This window comes from Clostridium sp. OS1-26 (assembly GCF_030915445.1).
In the GTDB taxonomy this organism is placed as follows: Bacteria; Bacillota; Clostridia; order Clostridiales; family Clostridiaceae; genus Clostridium_AM.
Map to the genome: position 1 here is coordinate 5,711,128 of NZ_CP133264.1, position 17,764 is coordinate 5,728,891.

The window sequence follows — 17,764 nt, forward strand, 5'->3', positions numbered from 1 at the left end:
TAATCTTATATAAATATTACCACAAATTTAAAATAATGCAACATTTTTAGTTTTTATATTTTATAAAAAATACTCAAATTTACAGTATGTTAATTTTACTAAAGCTACATAATATACTATAGAAAATCATGATAGTTGAATTTTCTATTATTTTATATTATTATAACTAAGTAGAAGTATTTATACAATACTTTATTAATTAATATTTGTTACTTGTTAGTAGCAAATAAAGTAAAAATTTAATGTAAAGTGAGGTAATATACATGGCAGTTATTCATATGAGCGATATAGCTTATACAGAATTCAAAGAGCTTTTAGCAAATAATAACATCGATTCTAATGTTATTAGAATTTATTTAGCAGGCATGGGCTGAAGCGGTCCAGCATTTAATCTTGTTCTGGATGAACAAAAAGAGAACGACGCTACTGAACAAATAAAAGATTTAACTTTTATTGTGGATAAAGACCTTGTTAAACAATATGGAAGTTTCACGTTGAAATCCGGAAGTGAAAATGGTCGTGGAGGCTTCTCAATAGAAAGCGAAATACAGGTAGGTAGCGAATGTGGTGGAAGCTGCTCAACTTGCGGCTAACTAAATATAGTTTACTTGGAGGCCAGCTAACTTATACACTATAATGTGCTGGCAATATTTAAATTTAAAGTGAATACTTTTAGTTGAAAGTTGAGAGTTGTTTTACCTATATAGGGCTCAAAGCCGAAAATTGACTTAACTCCCGGGGTATGTTTCCAAGCTTCAGTTCGTTAAAAACTTTTAGCTTTGGAAACATACCTCTTTGTGTAAGTCAATTTTCTAACTTAAAATCCTATATCTAGCCTTACTTTATTGTATAACCATAGTATATGCAATTGAGTAATTCTTTCATTTCTTCCTCTGAACTTTTAACCGGGTTAACCCTTGTTGATCCTTTTAATGAATTTTCTACTAAAAGTCCAAAACTGATTCTAAAATCATCTTCTGATATTCCTGCATCTTTTAAACATTTAGGAATGTTTAATGTATTATTAATGCTTTTAACTGATTCAATAAAATCTAAACTATCTATAACCTTTGCAAGTATTTTTAGCTTTCTTTCTACTGCTTCGTTTCTTGAGTTATATTTAAGCACATAGGGCAACACAATAGCATTAGCGATACCATGACCTAGATTAAATTTTCCTCCTAATGCATGTGAAATACCGTGAGCCATGCCAAGCCCAACATTATCAAAAGCCAATCCAGCAATACACTGATAATGATGTACCTTTTCTCTAGCTTCTAAAGTTTTATCTTTATATGAAAGTGGCAAGTATTTAAACAATCCTTCTACTGCACCTTTAGCGATACACTCAGTAAAATCATCTAAATTGTCGTTTATATAGCATTCTACCGCATGGGTTATAGCATCCATACCTGTTTCTGCAACTATATTATCCGGCATAGTCATTGTTATATTAGGGTCTAAAATAGCTACATCGGGAATAAATGCATTTGTCTTAATGCCTATTTTTAGATTATCCTTTTTGAAAGTTATTACCGCTGCCTTTGTAACTTCACTTCCTGTTCCAGATGTGGATGGTATAGCAATAAGCTTAACCTTATTTCTCTCTTCTGGAAGTTCTATTGAAAGTATATTATCGAAGTTTATATGTTCATTTTCATATAATAATGTCATTACCTTTGCAGCATCCATTGATGAGCCTCCACCAACTGCTATCACAGTATCGGGATTAAATTTCTTCATTTTCTTTACACCTAATATTACTTCTTCTGTGTCAGGATTCTTCTTTATTCCAGATATAATACAGGTTTCACAATTATTTTGCTTTAATACTTTGTCTATACCTTCAATAGTTCCATTTTCAAGCATAGATTTACCACCAGTTACAATCACTACTTTTTCATCATTTATGTTATTAAGGTATTCTAAAGCTCCCTCACCTGTTATTATATTTTTTCCTCCAAAGGTTAACTTCTTCATGATATTTTATGCCTCCTATCTGATAACTAAAGTTGCGCATTACAATTCGCCTATTATTTTTATTAAGTCTTCTGATGGCGATAAATTTACTATTGGATTATTTAAATACTTTTTTCCATTTCCATAATACATTAAATATTGCCTATTCTTCTTATCATTTTTAGCCGATAGCGGAAAAAATAGTCTTGTATACTTAAACTGTTTCACCCCCTCTGCCACAACATTAAATTCCTGCTCTTGAGCATAAATAAATTCTATATCAATACCATCATCTTTTGCTTTTTGGATACACTTATCATCTACATCTATTGTATCTGTATATATATTATTAAACCGCTTGTTAGTGAGCATTATGATGTTTTTAAAGCTAGGATTAGATTGCTTCAATACTTGTTTTGTGCCATTTCTATAAATTATAATTTTCTCTGGATAAGATAATATGGTTGTTTCTTTTTTACATGCAGTAGCAAAAATACTTATCATAATAAACAAAAGTATTAATGATATTTTCCGCGCCATAATACCATCCCCTTCAGAATACATTAGAAATTATGCATTTTTAACATATTAAAATTTTTAAGGAGTAACTTTTTAAAACTTACCATTCCACTCTGAATAAAACTGTTTTAAAAATTCTTCCATAAATTCATGTCTCTTAACTGCTAATTCCTTTGCTCTAGCAGTGTTCATCAAATCTTTTAAAAGTAAAAGCTTTTCATAAAAGTGATTTATTGTAGTGCCTTGACTTTTTTTATATTGTTCAAAACTTTCATGATACACTGGCTTTATATCTGGATTGTATAGCTCTCTTCCTTTATGTCCTCCATACGCAAAAGCTCTCCCTATACCTATAGCCCCAATTGCATCCAGCCTGTCCGCATCCTGCACTATCATACCTTCAATAGTGCTCATTTCTCCCTTAACTCCTGCTCCTTTAAAAGATATATCCTTTATAATGCTTGCTATATGTTCAATTCTTTCATAATCTACCTTTTGTTTTATTAACCATTCCACAGCAATCTTAGGCCCAATTGTTTGATCTCCATTATAGAACTTCCAATCTGCTATATCATGAAGCAAGGCTGCTAACTCTACTGTTAGCAAATCAGCCTTCTCATATTTTGAGATATTCACAGCACTTTTCCAAACCCTATAAACATGCCACCAATCATGTCCTGAGCCTTCCCCCTCTAGTTTTTCCCTTACAAATTCCGCTGTTTCCAAAACTATTCTTTTAAATTCTTTTTCGTTAGCTTTATATAATCCCATATCCGTATCACCTCAGCTTAGTATATGTTATCCGAACTACTCTTTTACTAATTATACCAAAATAATTCAATAATTAAATAATAAAATAATAATTAATCCCTATATTTTTTTATATATTGTTGAAAATCCCATGAATTTAAAAATTTTTCTGCACTTTTGTAACCTGAATCAAACAGTTTAATTTTCATTTCCTTTGACAGATTAAACTGAGTAGTTTGCACACCTAAAGTTGGAATGAATATAGTTCTAACAGCATCTTTATCTCTAATATATATATCTTCATTTTTTTCTATCATTGTATCGAATATGTCAAATACAAATGCTGGAAAATCCGTTTTTCCCTCTGCAGTATTACTGATCTTCTTGCTAATTAATTTAAATCCAAATGTAGGCCATTTTGGTACGCCATATACATCAAAAATCCAAATTGGAAATTTGCTCAAAATTCCTCCATCAACTATATAGCTAACTTTGCCTTTATAATAAAGTTTTACTGGCTTAAAATATAGAGGAATGCTTATACTCATTCTTATGGCTTTTTCAATTTTAAGCTCCATAGGATCAATGCCATAACTTTTTATATCCTCCGGAAGTACTAGCATTTTTCTCTGCGTTATGTCAGAGGCTATAACTTTAAGCCTTGATTTTCCATTCTCGCTCACATCCTTAAACTTAATCTTTCCTTTTTCCGCTAACAATTTTCCAATAAACTCTTCCAAAGGGTCTCCAGAATGAATTCCTTTATTTTTAAAAAGATTTATGGACTTGTTTATTGGAGATATTATATTTATTTTATTTTTGTCAAGAAACTTTGTACAATCAATATTCATTAATATTTCTTTTAATTCACTAGCTTTATATCCTGCAGCCAAAAGTGCTGCTACAATTGATCCTGACGAAGTACCTGCAACATAATTCCACTCGTATCCTCTATCTTCTAAACAGCACGCAGCGCCCACCAAACCTATAAATTTCATTCCACCGCCCTCAAAAACAGCATCAATCTTCATATTTCTATCACCTCGTTATAAAATATGATTTAATATACATATAAATAACAAGACTATAGAAGTTTTTAATGCTATAACCTTACTATTTTTTATACATGCAGATTAATCCTGCTATATTTAAAATTATTCCAATAATATTTATCCGATATCTACCTTCACTAACACCCCAACGCGCTCTGTGTAAGCGATTCGTACCAAATCAGCATTCTGTATAAGTGATATATACTCTTTATATAATAATCCTATTAGAATAATATTTGTACCTAGCGGAAAACTATTGATAAATATATGTATCTAATACAAGGAGGATTTATTATGAAAGTAGAAGCTTATTTTAGAGGCATTAAAAATGCAAATGATGCAGCTGCAAAGCTTAAAAGTAAAGGGTTTAATAATGCAGTAGTAGATATAAACGATCACTATGAAGATTTTAATAGCGGTGTTAAACCAATATTGCCTGGAAATGAAAACGCGCCAAATCTTTCGAGAATGGTTCTAAACTCAGGTCCATACATTGAAGACCCTTCTAAAAACCCTTTAAACGCTGCAAGCCCTATGGTAAGCGGTATGAGTGGATTTGAAGAAATTGCAGATGTTAATTATAAACTTACTATGGAAGTAGATGAGAATAACGAAGAAAAGGTAAAAGGAATGTTAAAAGAAATGGGTGGTACTCTAAAAGATCCCAATTTAGATTTGCCTCATAGATTGGAAGACATTCATCTTAATACAGAAGATTTAGATCTTTAATATTATAGAGGTACTAGGCGGTCAGCTAACTTATACGCCGTGATATGCTTTCAAGCTTCATTACGTTAAGCAGAGAGCCAAAATCTGTGATTTTGTGCGAATCGCTTACTCATCTTACATAAGGAAGAGGAGTTTCATATAAACAGAGTTCTTGGCATCAGATGGAGTTTTAACTCCACCTGATGCTTAGAAATCGTTATCCAGGGACGTAGCCGCTCTTTACTCCCGCTTGGAGAAGCGGGAGTATTAGAGCGGGTAGTCATCGGATAAAACTTTTAGCCAATCTAAAGTTTTTAAATCTACCTTAAGCTTTGGAAACATACCTCTTTGTATAAGTTAGCTTTCTAGTTATTTCCCTATATAAATATCCGATCATAGGGGTACCTTGCTTAAGTCAATTATTAAATTGGGATATCTATATAAAACTATTTAATTATAGGGTATAATTCCCTATCTTCTTTAGAAATTCTCTTTTCTAATAAATTAATTATCTCAACAGATTGAATTTTAAAGTCATTTAAATTATTAATTATCTTAGTTTTAGTGTTAAACTGATTTTTGAAAACAGTAAAAGATTGGCATAAACTTCCCATCTCTTTTATATAATCATTTGCCATCTTTTTTATTTTAGCATCTTTACTATTCAGTAGCTCAGGATATAAAAACTTATCTTCTGTGTCTAAGTGTATTTTTAATTTTCCAGCAAGTAAACTTATATGTTTTGCTATTTCACTTGAATCCTCTTGAAAATTTGTTTTCTTAACTAAACTTTTAATTATTCCTATACTTTCAGAAATATCAATATGCTGTCTTTTTAAACTTTCTATGTTAGTCATATAAATCACCCTTCTTAACTAATCTTTATTATTTTTTCCTCTATATCCAAATGATAACATCTTTTAATAAAAGCTTCCGTAACATTAGTTACATAACAAAAATAAAAAAGTACCAAATAATATATTTCATACCTTTTTAGATAGTATATTTTTTATTTTAATTTACAAAAGTTTTCCCAAAAGTTTATATGCTTTTTCTTCAAGTTAACTATTTTAAATTCCTTATTTACAAATGCATGAGTTGTTTTTCCTTTTGCTAAAAGCTTGTTGTCTCTTTCTCTTATCACATTATAATTAAAAATAACCTTTACTGGAGAGAGTTCTTCTATAAAAGTTTGTATTATTATATCATCTTCGTATTTTGCACCTTCGTTATATTTACAATAGCTTTCTACTAAAGGAAGCAATACTCCTTCCTCTTCCATCTGGCTATATGAAATTCCTGTTTCTGTAATAAATTCACTTCTTCCAACTTCAAACCATGGATAATAATTTGAGTGATGAACTATCCCCATCTGGTCTGTCTCCACATATCTAACTTTTAATTTACTTTCACTTATGTACATCTAATATTCCACCTTCTTCTATATACTTGTGTATAATATATATTTTACTACTTTATAACACTTTGTCTATATAGTTGAATTATTAAAAACTGTTTCCATATACCAATGATGTGCATATTATACTAACAGTATATGCAAAATTTATAGTTTAGATGGGACTCATGGAGTAGTAATACCAAGTAAGAATATTAGTAACTTAGTATTAGACCACAAAGTATTAGATGCAGTAAATAAAGATCTCTTTCACATATATTCTGCACGTACAATTGAAGACTGTATTGAAATATTATTTGACTTCACTGGAATAGAAATGGGAGGTACTCCTATTATTGATTTTGTAAAATATCGTATTTTAATCAAAATTAGGAAATACAGGTGTTTATTATAAATGTCGCTGCGAACCTAGATAATGGCTTCCCCTAAGGATAACGCCTTCTAAGTGCTAAAGACACTAAGAAGCCTGTTAATAAGCTTCAGATGGAGTTTTAAAACTCCATCTGAAATTAAGAATCCTCTTTATAACACTCAACTTCTTCAACTAAAATAATTTTATAAAGAGATATTATAATACTATCTTCAATAACAACAAAACCCTCTCCTACTGCAGTTATTTTTTTACAATTAATATGTCTAAAGTCTGCATTTCCTTTTGTTTGTATAAAAACTCTTTTTCCTATTATAGTATAGAGATAGTTCTGTAATTCTCCTCCATCATAATGTTCTTTCTTATTAAAATAAACATTTTTAACAAAAGCAATATAGTCTTTTTCATCACATTGTATTGCCACTATTTCTTTTATGCATAATATTATTATAGTATTTACTTCTGTTTTTAATTTTACAATATCACTACTTACCTCTAATATAATAACGTTGTATATTATACTTCTTATAGGATCTGAAATAACTATGTTAATCCTTTTATTAATTAATAATTTTAATATTTCTTTAAATTGAGCTTTATCATTATATATATAGTTTTCTTTTATAAACTTATCGCCTGTTTCCTTATTTGGTGTTTTTTCATTATTACTTAAATTTAAGTCACTTCTTTTTTTATCTTCATCAAATTTGTTAAATTTATGATTACCATCTTCAGTATCTTCTTTAATAACATTTCTTTCAGTATTATTTTTACGCAGCTGATGATTATCTTGAATCTTTTTTACATTACAATTCTTACAATCCTTACACTCATTATTAAACTTGTTACATTTTTGATCACCATCTTCAGTATGTTTTTCTTCTATATTATTTCTGTCGATATTATTTTCACGCAGCTTATGATTATCTTGAACTTTTTTTACATTATTTTCCTTATGCTCACTCTTCACATTATGCTTATCATCATCAGCATTATTTTTACTTACCTGATGATTGCCTTGAACCTTTTTTGCATTACCTTCCTTATGCTCACTTTTCGCATTATGCTTATCATCATTAAAAGCAAGTGATTTAAATTTTTTAAAAATTTCTTCTTTTATCTCGTCTCTAAAACCTTCTATTCCCTCATCTCTAAGACCTTCTCTTTCGTCGTCTCTTAAACCTTCTCTTTTCCTGTGGTTCTGATTATTATATTCATCCATATACTGAGGAAGTACATAAAAAAGAAGGTCTACTAATTTATCTGTGTTATTTTTTGACCTTGACAAAATTATACCTCCTTAACTTGCTAATATATAGTATGAATACTATCCTAAGTTAGTTACGATATATAATTTTGCATTTTAGTGATTGAGTTATTAATTCTAAGGTTCATTGAACTTAAACTTTTTATATATTTCCCAGGTATTATTCCTCCATATATATAAAGATAAATTATCGAAGTATAAATCAAACTCACATTCATATTGATTTACATATTCCCAAATTTCATTAAATTTATCTTGTATCCTCCTTGAAAGTATAGTGCAATGAAATACTCTATCTTTTCCTTCATTCTTTTTAAACTCTACCCATGGAATTTGTGCAATTTCATCTATTAGCTCATCATGAACTTGCTTTGCTTCATTAGATACTTCTACATCCATATAAACTACATCCTGCCTAAACTTGCCGAATCCCTGTATTCTTATAGGAGTTTTAACCTTACTGTGAGAAAACTTTTCTAAAACATTTACCATATCATCTATCTTATCTGTTTCAAAAGGTGCTTTTATTGTAAAATGTGCAGGAAGCTTTTGACGCTTTTTATTGAATTTATGACATACCTCACTCGCAATCTTCTCATGAAACTTTAAAGCGTCACCTTCAATATTACATACTAACACATATCTCTTCATAAAATATCAGCTCCTTATTATCTTTTCTTCATCTTACAATAATTCCGCTATTTATCCAATAACTATCCGACATAAATAGTTTTACCAAAATCCCTTTGCTTATCCAATAACTAATTGACATTAACACCACTCATCTATAGGCATAGGGGTAAGTGTTTTTACCTATTTACTCAGGTAAGATCCTTATGTGCTTTTTAGCTTATGGTCTCGAAATAAAACAAAAGTAGTATGTACTTAACTTCAGCACATACTACTTTTGTTTAAATTATTTTATTGTTACAATATCTCTTTGTCCTCTTTTTACTTGTTCTCCAACCTTAACTGACACTGTCTCTCCTTCAGCTAAATTTGTAAATATAATTGGAGTAATAACTGATGGAACTTTTCCTCTTACTTGAGCTAAATCAACTTTAAGAAGTGGTTGTCCGGCCTTTATTGCATCTCCTTGTTTTACCAAAGCCTCAATTCCTTCTCCTTGAAGGTTTACAGTATCTATACCAAAATGAACTAGTATTTCACGACCATTGTCTGCAGTTATTCCTATAGCATGCTTTGTTGGGAAAAGAGTTGTTATTGTACCGTTAACTGGTGATACAACTTCTCCATTTGCTGGTTCTATTGCAAAACCATCACCCATCATTTTTTGTGAAAAAACTTCATCTGGAACTTCAGTTATAGACAATATTTTTCCGTCTATTGGTGCAACAAAAGTATTATCCGCTGATTTTGTCACAGCAGCTTCCTTTTCAACAGATGTGTTCTCTGCAATAACAGGAGTTTTTCCAGCCATAATATCTTTAATTTGTGACTTTAATTGATCTGATTTTCCTCCAAATATAGCTTGAACATTATTTCCTACTTCCATAACACCTGCTGCACCTAATTTCTTAAGTTCAGCCTTATCTACATTTTTAATATCATTTACACTTACTCTTAAACGAGTTATGCATGCATCTAAGTTTGTTATATTCTCTTTTCCACCTAATGCTTTTAGAATTGCTGCTGGAAGTTCCGCATTTCCAACATTAGCTGTTGATGTTTCTTCCACATCATCTTCACGTCCTGGAGTCTTAAGATCCCATTTTCTAATTGCAAATCTAAATCCGAAGTAGTAAATTACTGCGAATACTAAACCTACTGGTATTACTAACCACCAAGCTGTTCTGTTTGGTATAACTCCAAATAGGATATAGTCTATTAAACCACCTGAGAATGTCATACCTATCTTAACATTTAATAATTGCATTGTCATAAATGATAAACCTGCGAATATACAGTGAATTCCAAATAGTACTGGTGCAACGAATAAGAATGCAAATTCTATTGGTTCTGTTATACCAGTTAAGAATGAAGTTAAAGCTGCTGATGCAAGTATTCCTGCTGCTAATGCTTTCTTTCCTGGTTTTGCTTCATGATACATTGCTAATGCTGCTGCTGGTAATCCAAACATCATAAATGGGAATTTACCAGTTGTAAATGTACCAGCTGTAAAGTGTGTAGCACCGTTGCTAAGAACACCAAATTGAGTGAAATCTTTTAATTGAGCCATAAATATTGTTTGGTCTCCGTTTACAACCATACCAGTTGCTTTGCTTACATATTCCCCAAATTGATACCAGAATGGATTATAGAATATGTGGTGTAATCCAAATGGTATTAATGATCTTTCAATAACACCGAACACAAATGCTGCTAATGTTGGGTTTGCATCGATCATATTATGTGAGAATGCATTTAATCCGTATTGAATTGGCGGCCATACAAATACAAGCATAATTCCTATAGCGATAGCTGCTACTGCTGTTACAATTGGAACGAATCTCTTTCCTGCAAAGAATCCTAAATATGAAGGTAATTCTATGTTATAATATTTCTTATAAAGCTGTGCTGCTACAACACCCATTATGATACCGCCAAACACACCTGTTTGTAATGAAGGAATACCTAAAACTGATGTGTAAGCTGGATTATGAGTAGCTAATACTTCTGGAGTAACTCCTGCTACTATTCCTAAAGTTTTATTCATTATTAAGAAACCAACGATTGCTGCAAGTCCTGCAACTCCTTCGCCTTCAGCTAAACCTACTGCAACCCCTACTGCGAATAATAATGCAAGATTACCAAATACAATATCTCCTGATTGCTCCATAACTTTAGCGAAAGTTTGGAAAGCATGATTATTTAAAAATGATGCATGGCTTAAGAAAGCCGGATTTTGAAACATGTTACCAAAAGCAAGTAATATACCTGCTGCCGGTAATATTGCAACTGGAAGCATTAATGCTTTTCCGATTTGCTGTAGTTTACCAAAAATACTACTCTTCTTAGACATATGATTATCTCCCTTCAATATTTTTAATTTAGTTCATTACTTATAATTATTATTGTGCTCTAAAACACAAAAGGCATGAGCAAGGTAATAAGAAATTCTTAAACATCTATTTGACTAATACAAATAGATACAATACTATTTCTTATAACTACCTTTGCTCATGCCTGATCGAATCAGTAACACGCAAAACTTTTATTAAGTTTTATTTATTAGGCGTAAACTTTTACATTGCTTGTCTGCCTTAATATAAATTCATTATATCAAGATATTTTTCTTTTTTCAATATATATTTTAAAGTTTTTTATATTATTTTTGTGGTTGTAGACAAGCTCCATATGATACCAAGAACTCTGTTTATATAAACAGGATTCTAAGCTTCAGGTGGAGTTTTAAACTCCACCTGAAGCTTAGAATCCGTTATCCAGGGTCGTATCGCCACTTATCCCTCACTTTAAGAAAAGCAGAGATCCCAAATCTCTGCTTTGGTGTGAATCGCTTTCATAGAGTGCGTTGGGGTGTTAGTGTCGATAGACATCGGATAAAAACTTAACTTATACACATACACAGTTGTATAAGTTAAGTCTCCTTTTAAAATATCTATACGTTAATTTCCGCTTCTTCCCCAAGTAATTCTTTGTTTTCTTCAAGTATAGGTCTTATTTGCTTTTCAATAAAGTCTTCTACTTGCCCTGGCGCTCTACCTATAAATTTCTTTGAATCAATTAATGATAGTATCTCTTCTTTTGTCATATTAAAGAAATCATCATTTATGATTCTTTCAATTAAATCATTTTCTTTTCCTTCTATTTTAACCATTTTAGCTGCTTCCATGGAATGCTGTCTTATTCTCTCATGAAGTTCCTGTCTGTCTCCACCTCTTTTAACAGCTTCCATTATTATATTTTCAGTAGCCATAAATGGTAACTCACTCTTTACATGTGCTTCTATAACCTTTGGATAAACTACCATATTACTAGATACATTCATATATAGGTTAAGTACTCCGTCTAAAGCTAAAAATGCTTCTGAAACTGCAATTCTCTTATTAGCAGAATCATCTAAAGTTCTTTCAAACCATTGTGTCGATGCAGTTATTGCTGGGTTTAATGAATTTACAATTATATATCTTGCTAATGCTCCTATTCTTTCAGATCTCATAGGATTCCTTTTATAAGCCATAGCGGATGATCCAATTTGATTCTTCTCAAAGGGCTCCTCCATCTCTTTCATATTTTGAAGTATTCTCATGTCATTACTAAATTTGTAAGCACTTTGAGCAATTTCTGATAAAGTATTTAGTATAATTGAGTCAAGCTTTCTTGTGTAAGTCTGTCCTGTTACCATGAACTCTTCTTTAAAGCCCATTCTCTCTGTTACCATTTTATCTAATTTTTTCACTTTATCTTCATCACCATTAAATAGTTCCATAAAGCTTGCTTGTGTACCAGTTGTTCCTTTTACTCCTCTAAATCTCATATGATCTATTACAAACTGTAAATTTTCAAGATCTAAAAAAAGCTCTTGAATCCAAAGCGTTGCTCTCTTTCCCACAGTAGTTAATTGAGCTGGCTGAAGATGAGTAAAACCTAATGTAGGTGCATCTTTGTATTGAATTGCAAATTTAGACAAAGAATTAATTACATTTATAATTTTCTTTTTTATAAGTAGCAAAGCTTCTCTCATTGCTATTAAATCAGTATTATCACCTACATAACAACTGGTTGCCCCTAAGTGTATTATCCCTTTTGCCTTTGGGCACTGTACACCATATGCATAAACATGGCTCATAACATCGTGACGTACTTCTTTTTCTCTCTTTTCAGCTACTTCATAATTTATATTATCTATATTATTTCTAAGCTCTTGTATTTGTTCATCTGTAATATTAAGTCCTAATTCTTTTTCACATTCTGCTAATGCCACCCATAGTTTTCTCCAAGTTTTAAACTTCATCTCATCTGAAAACAAATAGCTCATTTCCTTTGAAGAATATCTTGTATTTAACGGTGTATTATACGTATTTCTCATAATCAAAGTACCTCCAGACGTATGTAATTCATTTTTTTTATTTTTTCATTCACATTATAGCATATATCAAGCTTATTTCATATATGTTTTGTTCGTATTTTTTCTTTTTTATCGCATATTTTATCTTTTCTTATTTATTAATTTTTATTAATAATTTTTATCTTAAGAATAATATTAATTAAATTGTGTACAAACTGTTCTATTTCATCGTTGAATTAATATAATTTATTAGAATAAAATTATAGGGGTTTGGAGGTACTTATGTATAAGTTTAACTTGTTAGATAAAATTTCTTTAATTCTAGTAATTATCGGTGCAATAAATTGGGGACTTATAGGGTTATTTAATTTTAATTTAATAGGAGCGCTCTTAGGAGAACCGGTAAATTTAATTGGAAGAATAATTTATATACTTGTTGGAGCAGCCGGTATGGACATGCTTATGCTTTTATTAAAAATGAAAAAATCCTTTAAATGATAAATAAAAGGCTCATATTAATGAGCCTTTTATTTATATAAAAAATTATTTTATTCTTCTAATGATTCTATTAACTTAGATACTTCTTCAGCTGCTAAAGCTTCATCATCTCCTGATGCAGTAACCTTTACTGTTGAATTTTTAGTTACTCCTAATGATAATACTCCAATTAAGCTTTTTACATTAGCTTTTTTTCCATCAAATTCAATGCTTATATCTGATTTGAAAGAAGAAGCTTTTTTCACTAATAGAGTTGCTGGTCTTGCATGTAAGCCAGTAGAACTTTTCACTGTAACTTCTTTAGATACCATCAAATTCACCTCAATCCTCTATAATATAATAATATATGACAAACTTTCCTTTTTATTATAACATTTTTTAAATAGGTTTCAACGGCTATTTTTTGATGTAAAAGATTACATCAAATAAATTTTATTAAAGATTTTTAGTTTGTTAAAAAATAATTTTTATATTAATAAATAATACTATTTTAGCTGACTAATAAATTTCTCCACTCTATCTAACCCTTTTTGAATATTATCCATAGAAGTTGCATAAGAGAATCTTACATAGTTATCTACGCCAAAGCCTATGCCTGGTATGACAGCTACCTTTGCTTTATCAAGTAATTGTTCAGAAAAACTCATAGAATCTATAATTTCAATGCCATCAATTTTTTTGCCAAAAATCTTTGATATGTTCATCATTACATAAAATGCACCTTCTGGGTTAATACAGGATACACCTTCTATTGAATTTATTTTATTTACCATATAGTCTCTTCTTGCTTTGAACTCTGAAACCATTTCTACCATTTGTGCATCATCACCTTTTAAAGCTTCTACAGATGCATACTGAGCAATTGAGTTAGGATTTGAAGTAGTATGGCTTTGAATATTTGACATAAGTTTAGTTATTTCCTCGCTAGATGCAGCATATCCTATTCTCCAACCAGTCATAGAATATGCTTTAGACACTCCATTAATAACGATTGTTCTATTATATGCGTCTTCGCTTAGACTAGCTATACTTATGTGTTTAGTATTCCCATATATCAATTTTTCATAAATTTCATCTGATAAAATTAATATATTTTTTTCTTTAGCAAGTTCTGCTATAGCCACAAGTTCTTCTTTAGTATACACTGTACCTGTTGGATTATTTGGACTATTTAATAATATCATTTTTGTTTTTTCTGTTATAGCACTTTTTAAGGCTTCTATATCATATTTAAAACCCTTTTCTTCACTTGTCTCAACAAATACAGGTACTCCATCTGCTAGCTTTATAAGCTCTGGATAGCTTACCCAGTAAGGTACTGGAACAATAACCTCATCTCCAGGATTTAATGTAGCTAAGAAAGCATTAGCTAAGCTTTGTTTAGCACCTGATGATACAATAATTTGAGTAGTTTTATAATTCAAATTGTTATCTTTACTAAACTTATCTACTATCGCCTCTTTTAGCTCCATTATTCCTGATGCAGGTGTATATTTAGTAAATCCTTGTCTAATGGCATTAATGGCTGCATTTTGAATATTTTCTGGAGTATTAAAATCTGGCTCACCTGCACCAAAGCCAATAACATCGATTCCATCTGCCTTCATTTTTTTAGCTTTAGCAGTTATTGCTAATGTTATAGATGGTTGTATTTGCTGCGCTTTTTTTGATAATATCATTTTGTTTCCTCCATATCACGAAAGTTTTTATATTTTGCTTTAAAAAATTTATAAGTTAAAGTTTCATTAATACCTATAGTCCCTAGCGTATAATTACCATTTACAATAGTGCCATGACAATCACTTCCACCAGTAATAATCAATGAATATTTTTTAGCTAAATTATAGCAATTATTTACTGTTCTAGAAGAGTGCGCTGGATGAAACACTTCTATGCCTTTTAATCCGTATGACTTCAGATCTTTTATTATGTTTTCTAGTTCTATATTCCTATATATCTCTCCAGGATGAGCTAAAACCGGTACTCCTTTTGCATTTAATATAAGTTTCATTGCTTCTTTATAATCTATTTTGCACCGTTCCACAAATGCAGGCCTATTTCTAATCAAATATTTATGAAATGCTTCTTTAGTACTTTCGGCAAACCCCTTATTAACTAGAATTTTTGCTATATGAAGTCTTCCAATAGATCTATCATAATCTACCTTGTCTATATCTTCTATATTTATGTCTATGTTCAATTCATTTAATTTATTTATTATCTTTTGAGCTCTTTCTTGTCTGCTTTGTTTAACATCCATAAGTCTATTTTTAAGAGCCTTGTCATCTAAATCAATAAAATAAGCTAAAATATGGACTTCTGTACCCTTGTATTGAGAACTAAGTTCTAACCCTGGAATGATGTTTATATTTGCTCTGTTTCTATTCTTAACTATATATTGAGAATCAATACTGTCGTGGTCTGTTATGGAAATACACTTTATATTTCTTAATTGTGACAAATCAACTATCTTTTCTGGAGAAAGCTTTCCATCTGAATAGTTTGAGTGAATATGTAAATCTGAATACAACATTATATCACCCGTTTTCTCAAAATATAAAAAAATTCATTTACTACAATATATCACCATTTAACTTAATTATCAATTATAGATATTTTTTTAACTTCTTGCTACCAATACAACTCCTATTATAATAAAAATTACTCCTGATATTCTTATTAGTGAAATGTTTTCTTTAAAAATAAAATAAGAGAAAAACATGATCAGTATATACCCTATACTAACCATAGGATATGCATAACTCAACTCAACCTTACTCAAAACTTTTATCCAAAGCAGAAAGCTAAGTCCATAAGATATAATTCCCAGCATCACAGGTGCATTTTTTAATATACTTAATATACTTGAAAAAATGTGACTTGCCGCAAAATTCAACTCAAGATTTACAGCTCCATATTTTACCAAAACTTGTCCTATAGCGCCTAAAAAAACCGATATTAGAATTAACCAAATCATAGAAATAACTCCTTTAACTTATATATTGCTGATTTAATAAATTGATAGAAACAATATATCATTATAAATATTTCAGGAAAAGCATATCTTCCTTGACCTTCTGTAATAAAATATACTGAAGTAAACATAAAAAATATTACTACAATATATAATGTGAATTTATTTAATAATTGAGTTTTTCCTAAGACAATTGCTCTTAAGATTACTATACTGTAAATTAAAATATATAGTACAGCAGGTGTAAATATTATGTTTCTTATATTATTTGCTGCAGAAAAAATTATCGTCTTAGTATTATCACTTAAATTACTTCCATAAGTGCTGTACGAGATATCATCACTTACAAAATAAGTATTATACAATCTTTTAAAACCAAGAGTTAAGAATTCTTTTGGATGGCTTTTAATCCACTTTTTTGCTGCATCTCCAAGCATTTTATTTTTTTCAGTCATATTTGCTTTTTCATATTCCGGTGTTTTTACAATTGAATTTTCAACATCACTAGCAGCCATCCATCTACCTAGGTCATTTTGAGAATTATTATTTATATATAAAACAATACCTCCATTATTTGATACATATGTAAATTGCCCTACAAGTTTTGTATTTCTATATATCCATGGTGAGATTACTATTATACAAACTATTAAAACTATAAAAGAATTCTTTAACGCTAATGCAAACCTTTTTTCTTTAAATATCTCTACGATAAATATTGCAAAGAAAATTGCTATAAAGAATGGCTTTATCATTGTATTAAGTCCCGCAAGTATACCTATTAATATATACTTAAATTTAATTTGTCCAAAATAAATATTAGTTATAACTAGTATTATTAAAGTAAAAATCATTTCCGTGGCAAGAATACTATTATACACAATATTATTTGGCATAAATACGAATAAGGTAAATATAATTCTTCTATCCAATTCATTTATATCTAACTTTCTAAGTATTGATAAAAGACAGAAATTAGATGCAAATGTAACAATTAAATTGAATACCTTAGCAATAAATAAACTTGAACCAAATAATTTAAAAATTCCACCAAGAATTATAGGATATCCTACAGATGTATAGGTATCTCCCCAAGGTAACCCATTTGCTATATTAACAGCAAGGTTATAATAATATTGAAAATCTGAAAATGGTTTTGTATCTACAAATACTACCCATAGTGTAGAAACTAATAACCCAATAATTAATACAATTTTATAATATGTACCTATTTTTGAGTTTTTACTTTTCATATTATCT

The 17,764-nt window shown here is 30.0% G+C and carries 18 protein-coding genes; 3 read left to right on the forward strand and 15 right to left on the reverse strand.

The features are described 5' to 3' along the window. Positions 1-455 precede the first annotated feature (455 nt). Positions 456-593 (forward strand): hypothetical protein, encoded by a 138-nt coding sequence (locus tag RCG18_RS28085; protein ID WP_308039264.1) that lies wholly within the window; start codon positions 456-458, stop codon positions 591-593. Positions 594-837: 244 nt separating this feature from the next. On the opposite strand, the gene RCG18_RS28090 is transcribed toward RCG18_RS28085, so the two are convergent. The 4 genes from RCG18_RS28090 to RCG18_RS28105 form a co-directional block, all read right to left on the reverse strand. Next, the gene (locus RCG18_RS28090) at positions 838-1,980 is read right to left on the reverse strand and encodes an iron-containing alcohol dehydrogenase (RefSeq protein WP_308039265.1); all 1,143 of its coding nucleotides are present in this window, start codon (positions 1,978-1,980) and stop codon (positions 838-840) included. 39 nt (positions 1,981-2,019) lie between these two features. After that, positions 2,020-2,499 (reverse strand): hypothetical protein, encoded by a 480-nt coding sequence (locus tag RCG18_RS28095; RefSeq protein ID WP_308039266.1) that lies wholly within the window; start codon positions 2,497-2,499, stop codon positions 2,020-2,022. A gap of 72 nt (positions 2,500-2,571) precedes the next feature. Next, positions 2,572-3,249, reverse strand: coding sequence for an HD domain-containing protein (locus tag RCG18_RS28100; RefSeq protein WP_308039267.1), 678 nt, complete (start codon positions 3,247-3,249; stop codon positions 2,572-2,574). A 92-nt stretch (positions 3,250-3,341) separates the two neighbouring features. Further along, a complete protein-coding gene (locus RCG18_RS28105) occupies positions 3,342-4,259 on the reverse strand; it encodes a patatin-like phospholipase family protein (RefSeq protein WP_308039268.1) in 918 nt (305 codons plus the stop codon). A gap of 315 nt (positions 4,260-4,574) precedes the next feature. On the opposite strand from RCG18_RS28105, the gene RCG18_RS28110 reads away from it, so the two are divergent. Continuing rightward, complete coding sequence (locus tag RCG18_RS28110; protein WP_308039270.1) at positions 4,575-5,009, forward strand: hypothetical protein; 435 nt, start codon at positions 4,575-4,577, stop codon at positions 5,007-5,009. Between the two features lie 425 nt (positions 5,010-5,434). On the opposite strand, the gene RCG18_RS28115 is transcribed toward RCG18_RS28110, so the two are convergent. From RCG18_RS28115 to purB, 6 genes are all read right to left on the reverse strand, one after another. Then, positions 5,435-5,845 carry a hemerythrin domain-containing protein gene (locus RCG18_RS28115; RefSeq protein ID WP_308039271.1) on the reverse strand — a complete coding sequence of 137 codons (411 nt, stop codon included), beginning with the start codon at positions 5,843-5,845 and terminating at the stop codon, positions 5,435-5,437. Between the two features lie 152 nt (positions 5,846-5,997). Then, positions 5,998-6,411: a thioesterase family protein gene (locus tag RCG18_RS28120; RefSeq protein ID WP_308039273.1), complete on the reverse strand. Its 414-nt coding sequence runs from the start codon at positions 6,409-6,411 to the stop codon at positions 5,998-6,000. A gap of 503 nt (positions 6,412-6,914) precedes the next feature. Beyond that, on the reverse strand, positions 6,915-8,063 hold the full coding sequence (locus tag RCG18_RS28125) for a hypothetical protein (RefSeq protein ID WP_308039275.1): 1,149 nt from the start codon (positions 8,061-8,063) through the stop codon (positions 6,915-6,917). 96 nt (positions 8,064-8,159) lie between these two features. Continuing rightward, positions 8,160-8,693 (reverse strand): 2'-5' RNA ligase family protein, encoded by a 534-nt coding sequence (locus RCG18_RS28130; RefSeq protein ID WP_308039276.1) that lies wholly within the window; start codon positions 8,691-8,693, stop codon positions 8,160-8,162. A 265-nt stretch (positions 8,694-8,958) separates the two neighbouring features. Further along, positions 8,959-11,025: a glucose-specific PTS transporter subunit IIBC gene (gene ptsG, locus RCG18_RS28135; RefSeq protein WP_308039277.1), complete on the reverse strand. Its 2,067-nt coding sequence runs from the start codon at positions 11,023-11,025 to the stop codon at positions 8,959-8,961. 597 nt (positions 11,026-11,622) lie between these two features. Beyond that, positions 11,623-13,053 (reverse strand): adenylosuccinate lyase, encoded by a 1,431-nt coding sequence (purB, locus tag RCG18_RS28140; protein ID WP_308039278.1) that lies wholly within the window; start codon positions 13,051-13,053, stop codon positions 11,623-11,625. Between the two features lie 261 nt (positions 13,054-13,314). On the opposite strand from purB, the gene RCG18_RS28145 reads away from it, so the two are divergent. Beyond that, the gene (locus tag RCG18_RS28145; RefSeq protein ID WP_308039279.1) at positions 13,315-13,530 is read left to right on the forward strand and encodes a DUF378 domain-containing protein; all 216 of its coding nucleotides are present in this window, start codon (positions 13,315-13,317) and stop codon (positions 13,528-13,530) included. Between the two features lie 50 nt (positions 13,531-13,580). Here RCG18_RS28145 and RCG18_RS28150 read toward each other — a convergent pair whose 3' ends face one another. From RCG18_RS28150 to RCG18_RS28170, 5 genes are all read right to left on the reverse strand, one after another. Next, positions 13,581-13,841 carry an HPr family phosphocarrier protein gene (locus tag RCG18_RS28150; RefSeq protein ID WP_178910834.1) on the reverse strand — a complete coding sequence of 87 codons (261 nt, stop codon included), beginning with the start codon at positions 13,839-13,841 and terminating at the stop codon, positions 13,581-13,583. A 174-nt stretch (positions 13,842-14,015) separates the two neighbouring features. Then, the gene (locus tag RCG18_RS28155) at positions 14,016-15,209 is read right to left on the reverse strand and encodes a pyridoxal phosphate-dependent aminotransferase (RefSeq protein WP_308039280.1); all 1,194 of its coding nucleotides are present in this window, start codon (positions 15,207-15,209) and stop codon (positions 14,016-14,018) included. Continuing rightward, on the reverse strand, positions 15,206-16,063 hold the full coding sequence (locus RCG18_RS28160; protein WP_308039281.1) for a PHP domain-containing protein: 858 nt from the start codon (positions 16,061-16,063) through the stop codon (positions 15,206-15,208). The genes RCG18_RS28155 and RCG18_RS28160 overlap by 4 nt, the downstream gene beginning before the upstream one ends. 87 nt (positions 16,064-16,150) lie before the next feature. Beyond that, on the reverse strand, positions 16,151-16,507 hold the full coding sequence (locus RCG18_RS28165) for an EamA family transporter (RefSeq protein ID WP_308039282.1): 357 nt from the start codon (positions 16,505-16,507) through the stop codon (positions 16,151-16,153). Further along, positions 16,504-17,757, reverse strand: coding sequence for a hypothetical protein (locus RCG18_RS28170; protein ID WP_308039283.1), 1,254 nt, complete (start codon positions 17,755-17,757; stop codon positions 16,504-16,506). Before RCG18_RS28170 ends, RCG18_RS28165 begins: the two co-directional genes overlap by 4 nt. Positions 17,758-17,764: the final 7 nt, after the last annotated feature.